This is a genomic window from Nocardioides sp. URHA0020 (genome assembly GCF_000620705.1).
GTDB lineage: Bacteria > Actinomycetota > Actinomycetes > Propionibacteriales > Nocardioidaceae > Nocardioides.
Window position 1 is genome coordinate 1 of the sequence record NZ_JIAR01000006.1, and the last position, 10,242, is coordinate 10,242.

Sequence of the window (10,242 nt, forward strand, 5' to 3'; positions counted from 1 at the left end):
TGTGATGCCCAGGCACGTTGTGCGATCGGGTACGGCGAACCCGTAGATGGGTGAAGGCCTCCCGGTGTGGAGTGGAGCTATCTAGGAACCGCTCCCACCCAGGAGGCCTTCGTGTCCCACGTTAATGCTGCTCTGACTCCCAGACACCGCCTGCGGCTGGCCAGGTTGATCGTTGAGGACGGTTGGCCACCGTCTCGTGCGGCTGAGTTCTTCAACGTCTCGTGGCGCACCGCGGACAAGTGGGCGAGCCGCTACCGTGACGAGGGCATCGCCGGGATGAACGACCGGTCCTCGGCCCGCCACACCCAGCACGCCAAGACACCGCCGCCGGTGGTGCGCAAGATCGTGCACCTGCGGTGGAAGCAACGCCTCGGACCGGTCCAGATCGGCGCGAAGCTCGGCATGCCAGCCTCGACCGTGCACGCGGTCCTGGTCCGCTGCCGGCTCAACCGGCTCACCTACATCGACCGGACCACCGGTGAACCAGCGCGACGCTACGAGCGGTCCCGGCCCGGGGAGCTGCTCCATGTCGACACCACGAAGTTCGGCAACATCCCCGATGGTGGCGGCTGGCGCTTCGTCGGGGTGAACCGGGGCAACGTGAACCGTCGCTCGACCCGGAACCGGACCGGGAAGAAGACCCACCGCTACGACGTGTCGATGGGGACCTGCTTCGTGCACACCGTCATCGACGACTACACCCGCCTGGCCTACGCCGAGTGCCACGACGACGAGAAGGCCGTCACCGCGGTCGGAGTCCTCTACCGAGCGATCGCGTGGTTCGCCGAACGAGGCGTCAACGTAGAGCGGGTCATGTCGGACAACGGCTCGGCCTACATCTCACACCTGTGGCGCGACACCTGCCAAGAGCTCGAGATCAAACACAAGAGAACTCGACCCCGTCGCCCGCAGACCAACGGGAAGATCGAGAGACTCCACCGCACCATGGCCGACGGCTGGGCCTACAAGAAGCTCTACACATCCGAGAACGCCCGCCGAGCGGCCCTGGCAGGATGGATCCACCAGTACAACCACCATCGGCCCCACTCAGCACTCGGCGGCCAACCACCCATCACCCGGTTGGACAACCTGGCCGGACATCACAGTTAGTCGGTGCGGTGGTCCGATGCGCGCCCGACAAGCGCGAGAGTCACTCCAACCGCCAAGGCGAACAGGGCGTGATCTGGCCGCTCGTCCGACATGTACCGGAGCGGCATCACAACCACGATCACAACCCCGACCCACGTCCAACGCCATAACCGGAGTTCGTTGAAGATCTGACGCGGAAGGCTTCGGATCTCCACGGATTACCCTCCCCGGGATCGCTCTGCGACTCAAGTGGATGCTAACGCAACGGCCCACCCAGGCGTCCGCACATCGGCATGGCAGGCCGCTCTATCTGCGGCATGAGCGGATGGTTCACCTGTGAGTACCGGGTGCCGAGGTCGACCTGGTGTCAGACTGCCGGCATGAGCCAGCACGCGCCGACCGGTTCGCATCCCGACCCAGTGGTGACGGTGGCCGGCCCGCGGCCAGCTCCGAACCGGTCAGTGGTGGTGACCGTGAGCGTGATCGTTTGCGTCCTCGTCTTGGGCGGACTGGGCACTTTGGGTTGGCTGTGGCGACACCCGACGGCCTTCCCACCCGCTGGCAACGAGGTGCACGACAGCGCGGCACGTCCTGGACTGACCACATTCGTCGGGATCGCAGACCTCTACTCCGACAAGAACAGGACCGTGAGAATCGACGCCGCGTCCCCCGTCGTCGTCGACGGGGGAGCCCCCTTGACGACGAGCGTGCTGATTTGCACCGTAGGCCCGGCGGGAGGGGTGGGCCTGGCGCGCGGCGCGGGGATCGATCAAGCCTGCACCTCGCTCGAGCCGGCTATTGGCGCGACCATCTCACTGGGGTCGGAGTCACGACAACAGCTCGTCCTTGCCATCACCCCAACTGAGTTCGGCGAGGCCGTCGACATCAGCGGTGTTGACCTCTCGTACGCAGATGGCTGGCAGCACGGAACGCAGCGCATTGGCCCCCGCGTGACCTTGACCGTCAGCAACGGCTGACCGACTTCAAGCGTGCGTCTCCGAGCGGACGCGACGCGGCAGATGCGTGCGTCTTCGAGCGCATCACTCTGGCCGGAGATCTGGGATTGGCGTACCCGATTCCCAGAAACGGTTGATCGCCTCCCAGTACCTCGAAGACATAGGGCGCAGCCAGGGACGAAACTCCTCGGGATCGACTCCGCGAGTACTCACGGTGGCCATCTGCATGCCCTCGACATACCCGATGACGCCCAGGTTGCTGACGTAGTCGTCGCCTTCGACGATCAGACGCTCGATCAACTCGAAGAGAGCATCGACGTCCTCTCTGTTGCCAGAGGCGAAGCGATCGGCGAGTCGGGCCACGATCCAACCTGCGTCCAGGTAACCCAGTCGCCCCCCGGGGCTGTCTGCGTCCGTGTTATCAACCGCTACCTCAGCCCACGCTTCCGCTATCCACGGGTGAGCCTCGACGAGAAGGCCTGGAACTTGCTCAGCCATGATGGGCTCCACGGTTGACGAACGTACATGTCGGGTCGGGTCCGTGTGGCCCGTTCGATCCCCACCCGCTCATCGACACGAGCGAGCGGACAGCGGCATGAGCGGGCGTTGAGACGTGAGACGGTTCACGGGTGATCTCAGAGGAATGGGCACTTACCTCAATTTCCGTCGACGATGCAGGCGACCCGGACAGCCGACTTGTGGAGATCACCTTCTCTGACTCGACGTTGGAGGAGCAGTTGGCTCAGGCAGAAGCCTGGATCATCACGAAGGTGCCACCGCTACTCGCCGGTGCCGGTACGCCGCCGTCTGTCCGCCTCTTCTGCTCCTGGTCACCGCGGGAAGGACAACGGGCGATGACTCTGCCAGCCACGCTGATACGAGCGATGGCGGACGTCGGCTGCTACTTCTGGATGGACTTCTATCCACGCGACGAGGACTAGCCGTTCTGCCACGGTCATCCGCCCGTCGGCATGACCGCGCACTGTCAGTGGCATGAGCGTGCGTCTCCGAGCGGTCGTACCAAGCGTCCGCGCTGAAGTCCTCATCTCGGCATGACCGCGCCCCATCAGCGGCAGATCCGTGAGCGCCAGCGCGCACGCTACGCGGCTTGAGGCGGACGTCTAGTTGCCGCAAGATCGGCGGGTGGTCGTTGACTGAAACCTTCTCGCTCGACGAGTCGGCATCAGCGAGACTGGTGACGTGATGACGCACCAGGACGCCTCGGCGGGCAGTTGGGCCGGGTGGCTGTGGGACATCGAAGGGATGTCCGAGGAGGTCGAACTGGAGGCAATCCACCTAGACCTGGAGTCCGGTTCCCTTGGCTTGGTCGTGAACAACATCAACGACGAGTGGGCACCCGAGCCCCGCCGGTGGCTAATCGAGTTCACACAGGTCACCGAAGTCCACTTCGTGCAACTGGCACGTTGGCTCAACGAGCGTCAGATGAAGATCGATATGACGGCGCTCGAATTGGGGACGGTCCACAGCCTCCTCGGTGGCGCCATGGCGCTGCACTTTCGAGCTACGAGTCACCGTGCGGTTCTCTTGCCGTCTGGCACCGTCGCCCCCGTGGAAAGACAGTTCGTCGTACCCGACGGCCACGGCGGATGGAGCGCGTTGAGTTGGAACACCAACAGCTCGACAGACTTCATGTGGACGACGCTGCGCCGGGTCGAGATCGACTTCGCGACCCAGACACTAGATCTCTCAGTCCGTCACCAGATAGCGGGTCCACCCGAGCGTGACGAGGACTTCACGCTCTCGATCTCGTCGGTCACCTCGCTCGTGATGGCCGGTCGACCTGTCGCAGCCAGGGAAGAGGGCCTCGAATATCTAAACGGCGCGTACGTCGAAGGCTCGACCTACTACCTGCTGCACCCGGCGCTCATGCTGACGGCGGTGACCTCGCCTCAACCTTGATCGCCCCGCCGAACCGTGAATCCCCGAGCAGCCCGTTCGGAGGCCGCGGTGAGGATAGGCGTGCGGGCGAGCGGACGCGCCGTTTGCCGTTACAGCAAGGACAGATGGTGCTCGGGTCGCCTTCCGCTCATCGGCACGGCGAGCGGAACGCGGCAGATGCGTGCGTCTTCTCTGAGTGACGCGAGCGCCTACTGGCTGCGGCTTCGACCCTTCAGGATCCGGGTCGACTCGATGCCCAGCACTGGGTGGTCAGCCAGTTGCTCTATGACGGCTCGACCCTGACCGGCGCTGATTCGGTTGCCGATCCGGTTGATGGGGCGCAGGAAGTAGATGCGGTTGTCACCGAGGCTGTCCTCCCGGATGAGGGCCAATAGATCGTCGTAGTGCTCTCGTGTCGCGCAGTTGGCCAGCGCGGCGGCGAGCCGATCTCGTACCTCGTCGCGTTCAGTTGTGAGCATCATCTGGCGCATGTCGCTCCACCAGGCCCGAGCAGACTTGTCGTTGAGCCCTGTGCCGATGCCAAACAGGACCCGGCCCGGGTAGTCGAGAGTTAGGTGCTTGAGAAGAACAGGTATCGCCTGCGGGCGCGAGTCGGGGATCTTGTACAGGTCCCAAACGCTGGTCAAGTCCAGTCCAAGACCTCTGAGGTCCTCCACGACCGGCTGTTCGGCGATCGTGAGGAGCCGCTCACGCTCAGCGCGTTCGGCGTCGGCCGCTTCCCGTCGGGCAACGAAGTGTGGGTCGGCCTCCAGTTGGGCCTCGAGATCTGTGGCTGAGATGGCGCCCCGTCGCTTGCCCATGGTCGAAGACGCTACCGCCCGCTTAGCGGAAGATCTGGGCGTTGGCAGGGTCAACCTCATGAAGCTCGACACCTACAGCCCCCTGGGGGAGGTGCCGACGCGAATGTCGCCGGCGAGCTTGGCCCCGGGTGTTTCGTCGACGAGCCGGCGGACTGCAGCGACGTCGGCCTTGCTCACGATGAGCTCAAGTGGACCGCCGTCGGAGACGGAGGCTCCGTGGAGGTGGAACTGGGATGCGACCCGGTGGGCGAGCCGTTCTCTGGCGCCGATCAGTCGGGCGTCGTCTTCGTCTTTGTCCTGGTGCAGGCTGAAGTGCGCTGAGGAGATGTCGATGACCTGGACGTCGTCGTCGTTGCGGTACCGGCCGGCTGCGGCTGCCAGGTGCGCGAAGTCTGTGGAGGCGAGCGTGACTTTCACGCCCGGCATCGCGGGGTAGGCCTCGCGGACGTACTCGGTGACGTGGGTGTTGTTCTGGGCCTCGATGAGGTCCTCCGCCATTCGATGAGTCGCGTGGACGTCTTCGCCGGTCGACAGCGTGGCCTGCTTGGTGCCGGCCAAGATGACGTCGATGCCAGCGACGTCGTCATCGTCGATGTCGTCGTCGTAGGCATCGAAGACCGCCATGACCTGATCGGTGGTCGCATCGCGGCTCATGTGCACGGTGACGAACTTCGGGATGTGCATGAACGGCAGCATGTCGTCACCGCTGGCCTCTTGAGCTTGCACACTGAGGACACCTGGTTTGTCGGACACTGCGAGCTCGAGTCCCTCGGTGGACGCGGCGCAGGAGCTGAGGCCCGTGATCATGCCGGCGGTGGCGAGCACGACTAGTAGGAGAGTCGGCGTCGTCTGGAGTCTCGGCGTTCGGAGGGGCGGCACAGTTCGAACGGTGACGCAGCATGCCGGGGCGTGCAATGAGTTGTGGTACGCAGTGCCACCTGGAGCCCGGTCGAGCGCGCGTCTGGAACGATGCTCCAATGGTCCAGTACCGGCGTGCAATCGGCGTCGCCATAGCCATCATGGGGGTGGCGTGTGCGGCGCTCGCGCTCGTCGACACGCTCGACCTCTACGACGTCCCAGACGGAGGGATCTTCCGGGTAGCGGCGTGGCCACTCACCCTCGGCGCTTGGTTGTTCCTCGACGTCTCGAGTCGGTGGCGAACGCCTAAGGTCACCAAAACGAAGCTTTGACATCGGGGTCTCCGTGAGCCGCGCTGTGGCATGAGCGTGCGTCTCCGAGCGCACGCTACGCGGCATGTCCGGGTGGCCGCAGCGCACGCTATCTGCGGCAGATCCGCCCGAACGGTTCAGGGCGCGATGACGCAGCTGCACTGAACACGCCCGTCCACCGCCGAGCCTGGGATGACAGTCGGACGCGTGTCGCCGAATCGTGCCAGCGCCGTCGAGTAGCGATCATCGAACGCGATCCGAGTCACATCCTCGAAGCGCCACCGGCCAGGCTCGAGGGACCACTGGCCCTCGGCATTGACGAGCTGGATGTCGAAGTCCTCCGTGCCGATTCCACAGAGATGGCCGATGACCAACGCGTCCTCGTCGATCGACTCGGTGTGGATGACGACCAGCTCGGCGCTATCGGCGACGGCTCGCAGGATCGCTGGTGTCGACGCACTGGGTGGTAGATGAAAGTCCACTTCCGGTCGGCCCAGGCCAACGATCGCCCGCTCGGTGTAGACCGCCATGTCATCGTCGTCCGCATCGACCTCAGTTACGTCCCGAAAGCGCAAGATCTCGTAGCCGTCGATGTAAACGGTGTCCATCAACCGTTGCAGGACTACCCAGTCGCCAGAGAGGCCGACCACGAGTCCGCGGACGTCCTCAGCCCACCAATCGTCCTCGCGAACGATGCGAACCGGCCGCTGTGATTCGAGTGCTTGAGCCAGAGCGCCAGCGACCGCTGCATGGGGTTGGGGCATGTGCGAAAGCATGGCACCCTCTACACGGCCGGTGCGCGAAAGTCACGGCCGCGAAGGTGTCGAGAACTTCTCGCCGACGTGGACACCCGCTACGCGGCATGAGCGTGCGTCTCCGAGCGCACGCAACGCGGCAGATCCGGAGGTTAGGGAAGACGAGCCTTCACGAGTGCAGCGACGTCGGAGGCGGCGGCAGTGAGCGCTTCCCCCGCATCTAGACGTACCTCGGCCTCGACCCGCCACCCTTCAGGGACGGCCGACTCCCACAGCGCCACGCGGAGGTTCACGTGGCCGTCGTGAGTCGCCTGGATGCGCAGGTCACCTTCGATGGACTCGTAGTCGCGACTTCCGGGCCAACCTCGCCAGTTCGCGACCAAGTCGGCGAAGTAGAAAGCCAAGCTGCTGAACCCACCGTCATACCCCTCGTAGACCTGCCGAGACGCGCGCAGGCCGCGGCCCTCGATGGTGACCGAGAGGTACTGAGCGGGAACGGCGGTCGCCTGATCGGGGTCCGAGAAGATCAACGCCGTGCGAACGTCCCTGATGACAGCCGACTCCATGTCGACAGCATGACGGACAGCTCGACCGCTCATCAGCATCCGAGCTCGGACAGCGGCATGAGCGTGCGTCTGCGAGCGCACGCTACGCGGCAGATCCGTGCGACTTTCCTCAACCGTTGCTGGGGACGCTTGACAGCCCACTAGCCTCCGCACATGGACGACACCGTGCAGGCGTTCTTTGGCTACCCGCAGGGATATTTCCTCACCTCCTGGCTGTTGATCGGCGTGAGCGTTGTAGTACTCGTCTCTTGCCTGGTCTACCTTCGGCGGGCTCCGGTCTCGGCCTCCATGGGCGCTCTGGGCAGCCTGCTGGCTGGACTCACCTGGGGGATCTACCTCGGCGAGGACTTGATCGTGCGAAGGGGTGACCAGCCCACGTCGGTGTTCAGCTGGGCGGCCCGTCATACGTCAGTTCTGCTCTGGACGCATCTGGCTGGCATGGTGTTCCTGGGTCTCGCGGTGGTGTTGGCGTTACGTGCTCTAACCCACGTCCAGAAACGGGTCTAAGGCCCGAGATCGCCCGCGAGTCGAACGCGCTGACATCGGCAGATCCGCGCACGAATTGCGGAATGAGCGGGTGAGCGCGCCGAACTCGATCGGCGGCGTGACCGAATGGTTCGTTGACGGGTCTGTGGCAACACAGATCTCATCGCGGATCGCCCTAGCATGGCCGGCATGGCGAGCCGGGTCGACATCGAGGGATTGCTGAGCCTGGGCGCCGTGCTTGGTGGGGGACCGCTTCCGTTTGTGGTGCGCCCGCCTCGTGGGCTGACGGCCCGAGAGATGTTGGCGGATGTCCGAACAGCCGCGGCTGTTGCGGATGCGTTGGCGTGTGAGCGGGTGCCGGCGGACCCGACGTCTGCGACTGAGGCCGACGCAACATCGAGGGGTGTCGTCGCCGAGCTGGCCGAGGGCACGATGGCGGAGGAGGAGGTAAGGGCCTGGTTCGCAGACCTCATCGCGGCGCTCGATGCGGTGGGTGTCTCCGCCCGGGTGGAACCCCGGCCACCCAGCAAGCGGCTTCCCGACCTGTATCCCTGGTTGTCGATGCCGCCGCCGGTCACGGCGTTCCTGCACTTCGCCTCGGACCAGGAGCGAGACGGTCTGCCAGTTATCTCCGACGACGTGCTGCGGGAGATCCTCCCGCACCTGGCCAGCTGGGTCCACGTCGCCGCGGGCATGACGGTCGTCGAGACCGGTCTGACCGACACGGTCAGTACCGCGGCCCGGGCAGCAGACGAGTTGCTCTCCGTGCTGCCGGTTGACCCGCAACAGCTGGGCGTCTCGTGCATAGCTCTCGAGCCGCGCCGACAGCGGTATGCCCGCGTGGACCTCAACGCCACCGGCGCGCTGCAAGCGCTCGACGAGACCAGCTCCCTCACCACAGACCTCGCAGCGGTGTGCGAGGCGCTGAACATCGTCGGGCCGTATCTCGACTACGCCGCCGTACGACGGGCGCAACCGACTACGGGCAGTTACGGCGACGCCGTTGATTGTCTTGGTCGCGACCTCAGCCCCGGGGAGCAGGTCGTACATGACGGCCGAGCTCACGGCATCCTGGACCGTTACGTCGTCGATGCCTGGGTCGCGCAGGTGCTCACTGAGCGGCATCTCGATGAAGTCGGCGCACCCGACGGCTTCGACGTCACCGAACTGGGGAATCGACGCTACCTCGTCGTCGCTGCCGACCCCGAGCCCTGGCTCACCGGTACCAACCCCGAACCATCGGTGTGGGAGAACGCACGAACCTGGCTCGCCCCCGTGCTGCTCACCCCGGGGATCCACTTGTAGCAGAGCTCGCACCTGCCGCCGATGCAGTGCCGCGCAGCATCTGCGGACAGAGGCTTCCAGGGGAGCGAGGCGCAAGCCGATGCGGCAGGAGTAGAGGGCGGCAGGCGGGATGCCCGCTCGTCGAGGCCAGCGATCGTGGTCCGAGGTAGTCCCTGCCGCATCCTGGGGCACCCGTCGCCATCGGCACGACCGAGCGGAACGCTGATGTCCGGACGCGGACTTCTGGACCGGATGGTCGCAGCCTCGCACGCTATCTGCGGCATGAGCGTGCGTCTCCGAGCGCACGCTACGCGGCAGAGGAGCGCGTTTGTGGTGAGAGGATCCGGCACGTGACTGAGATCCTTCGACCCGTGCTCGATGCTCGCCTACATCGCGTGGCGGTCAACTTCATCCTTCCCACTGGCCTTCGGGTTGACGAAGCAGTAGCGGTCGCAGAGGACCTAGTGGCGTCGGGGTTCACGGGCGAGGCGACGATAGAGGTTGCAGCGTTGAGGCGCGACAGTCTGGACAACGACTTTGAGCCGCTCGTACGGCGATGCTCTCTGAACACCGCATCGACGTGCCGGTCGCCCAAGACGAAGACTCGGAGTACCGGGTCCTGCTGCGCGCGTTCGGCTACTGGAACCTCGCGATCCACTTCTTCGAGGGGCCGTTCTACGCTCGGATTCCCGCGTGGGACGACCAGGGTCCCCTCGACCGTGCCCTCGTCACCATGCTGGATCAGCGCGATCATCTGACCACGCCCGACGAGCGCGACGCCGTCGAGCGGGAGATGCGCACTGTGGTGCGGAACCACGTCGCTGCGCTGTGACTGAACTACCGCTTATCGGCACGAGCGCGCCATCTGCGGCATGAGCGGATGTGCGGCGACAGGTCAGCTTGACTCACTCATCATCGAGATTCTCGATACCTTCACCTCGTGCCACCGATGACCGCCTCCGGGACTCCGCCGCCCGACATCTCTGGCTGGATGTACATCGCCTGCCTCGGGGTCGTCGCGCTGGGCGCCTTCAACGTTTGGCGCTTCCGCACAGGCTGGCGAATGCTCGGCAAGTACTACCGCCCAGGAACGACCGAGTACGTGATTCGCATTGGATACGGCTCGATCCCCGGCCTAGTGAGCGTCGTCGCGCTTACTCTCTGTCTCTTCTCGTTCCCGCTGTTGGTGAAACACCCGACCACTCTCGCCGTGTACG

The 10,242-nt window shown here is 65.0% G+C and carries 14 protein-coding genes; 9 read left to right on the top strand and 5 right to left on the bottom strand.

Going from position 1 to position 10,242, the window contains the following annotated elements; genetic code table 11:
• Positions 1–111 precede the first annotated feature (111 nt).
• Positions 112–1,110: an IS481 family transposase gene (locus N542_RS0100260; RefSeq protein WP_028642231.1), complete on the top strand. Its 999-nt coding sequence runs from the start codon at positions 112–114 to the stop codon at positions 1,108–1,110.
• 359 nt (positions 1,111–1,469) lie between these two features.
• Positions 1,470–2,066, top strand: a complete 597-nt coding sequence (locus N542_RS0100270) for a hypothetical protein (protein ID WP_155992790.1) — start codon at positions 1,470–1,472, stop codon at positions 2,064–2,066.
• A gap of 63 nt (positions 2,067–2,129) precedes the next feature.
• Here N542_RS0100270 and N542_RS26215 read toward each other — a convergent pair whose 3' ends face one another.
• Positions 2,130–2,543, bottom strand: a complete 414-nt coding sequence (locus tag N542_RS26215) for a DUF7674 family protein (protein ID WP_442937376.1) — start codon at positions 2,541–2,543, stop codon at positions 2,130–2,132.
• Positions 2,544–2,674: 131 nt separating this feature from the next.
• Here N542_RS26215 and N542_RS0100280 point away from each other — a divergent pair, with 131 nt between their 5' ends.
• On the top strand, positions 2,675–2,986 hold the full coding sequence (locus N542_RS0100280; RefSeq protein ID WP_155992792.1) for a hypothetical protein: 312 nt from the start codon (positions 2,675–2,677) through the stop codon (positions 2,984–2,986).
• Positions 2,987–3,245: 259 nt separating this feature from the next.
• A complete protein-coding gene (locus N542_RS0100285) occupies positions 3,246–3,965 on the top strand; it encodes a hypothetical protein (protein ID WP_028642234.1) in 720 nt (239 codons plus the stop codon).
• A 188-nt stretch (positions 3,966–4,153) separates the two neighbouring features.
• Here N542_RS0100285 and N542_RS0100290 read toward each other — a convergent pair whose 3' ends face one another.
• Entirely contained in the window at positions 4,154–4,765 is a 612-nt protein-coding gene (locus tag N542_RS0100290) for a hypothetical protein (protein ID WP_028642235.1), read from the bottom strand.
• 72 nt (positions 4,766–4,837) lie between these two features.
• Positions 4,838–5,590, bottom strand: coding sequence for a hypothetical protein (locus tag N542_RS0100295; RefSeq protein WP_028642236.1), 753 nt, complete (start codon positions 5,588–5,590; stop codon positions 4,838–4,840).
• A 152-nt stretch (positions 5,591–5,742) separates the two neighbouring features.
• Here N542_RS0100295 and N542_RS0100300 point away from each other — a divergent pair, with 152 nt between their 5' ends.
• The gene (locus tag N542_RS0100300) at positions 5,743–5,955 is read left to right on the top strand and encodes a hypothetical protein (protein WP_028642237.1); all 213 of its coding nucleotides are present in this window, start codon (positions 5,743–5,745) and stop codon (positions 5,953–5,955) included.
• Positions 5,956–6,071: 116 nt separating this feature from the next.
• On the opposite strand, the gene N542_RS0100305 is transcribed toward N542_RS0100300, so the two are convergent.
• On the bottom strand, positions 6,072–6,710 hold the full coding sequence (locus N542_RS0100305) for a hypothetical protein (protein WP_155992793.1): 639 nt from the start codon (positions 6,708–6,710) through the stop codon (positions 6,072–6,074).
• 131 nt (positions 6,711–6,841) lie between these two features.
• Positions 6,842–7,255: a DUF6228 family protein gene (locus N542_RS22655; protein ID WP_051551241.1), complete on the bottom strand. Its 414-nt coding sequence runs from the start codon at positions 7,253–7,255 to the stop codon at positions 6,842–6,844.
• Positions 7,256–7,408: 153 nt separating this feature from the next.
• Here N542_RS22655 and N542_RS0100315 point away from each other — a divergent pair, with 153 nt between their 5' ends.
• The 4 genes from N542_RS0100315 to N542_RS0100330 form a co-directional block, all read left to right on the top strand.
• A complete protein-coding gene (locus tag N542_RS0100315) occupies positions 7,409–7,762 on the top strand; it encodes a hypothetical protein (protein WP_028642239.1) in 354 nt (117 codons plus the stop codon).
• A 168-nt stretch (positions 7,763–7,930) separates the two neighbouring features.
• Positions 7,931–9,046 carry a hypothetical protein gene (locus N542_RS0100320; RefSeq protein ID WP_155992794.1) on the top strand — a complete coding sequence of 372 codons (1,116 nt, stop codon included), beginning with the start codon at positions 7,931–7,933 and terminating at the stop codon, positions 9,044–9,046.
• A gap of 535 nt (positions 9,047–9,581) precedes the next feature.
• Complete coding sequence (locus N542_RS0100325; RefSeq protein ID WP_028642241.1) at positions 9,582–9,857, top strand: hypothetical protein; 276 nt, start codon at positions 9,582–9,584, stop codon at positions 9,855–9,857.
• A gap of 108 nt (positions 9,858–9,965) precedes the next feature.
• Positions 9,966–10,242: hypothetical protein (locus N542_RS0100330; protein WP_155992795.1), on the top strand; the 277-nt coding region annotated here is incomplete at its 3' end.

Excerpts from the sequence above, each read along its gene's own strand:
- N542_RS0100325 (WP_028642241.1), top strand. The coding sequence starts at position 9,582 with ATGCTCTCTGAACACCGCATCGACGTGCCGGTCGCCCAAGACGAAGAC.
- N542_RS26215 (WP_442937376.1), bottom strand. The coding sequence starts at position 2,543 with ATGGCTGAGCAAGTTCCAGGCCTTCTCGTCGAGGCTCACCCGTGGATA.
- N542_RS0100290 (WP_028642235.1), bottom strand. The coding sequence starts at position 4,765 with ATGGGCAAGCGACGGGGCGCCATCTCAGCCACAGATCTCGAGGCCCAA.
- N542_RS0100320 (WP_155992794.1), top strand. The coding sequence starts at position 7,931 with ATGGCGAGCCGGGTCGACATCGAGGGATTGCTGAGCCTGGGCGCCGTG.
- N542_RS0100300 (WP_028642237.1), top strand. The coding sequence starts at position 5,743 with ATGGTCCAGTACCGGCGTGCAATCGGCGTCGCCATAGCCATCATGGGG.
- N542_RS0100270 (WP_155992790.1), top strand. The coding sequence starts at position 1,470 with ATGAGCCAGCACGCGCCGACCGGTTCGCATCCCGACCCAGTGGTGACG.
- N542_RS0100305 (WP_155992793.1), bottom strand. The coding sequence starts at position 6,710 with ATGCTTTCGCACATGCCCCAACCCCATGCAGCGGTCGCTGGCGCTCTG.
- N542_RS0100315 (WP_028642239.1), top strand. The coding sequence starts at position 7,409 with ATGGACGACACCGTGCAGGCGTTCTTTGGCTACCCGCAGGGATATTTC.
- N542_RS22655 (WP_051551241.1), bottom strand. The coding sequence starts at position 7,255 with ATGGAGTCGGCTGTCATCAGGGACGTTCGCACGGCGTTGATCTTCTCG.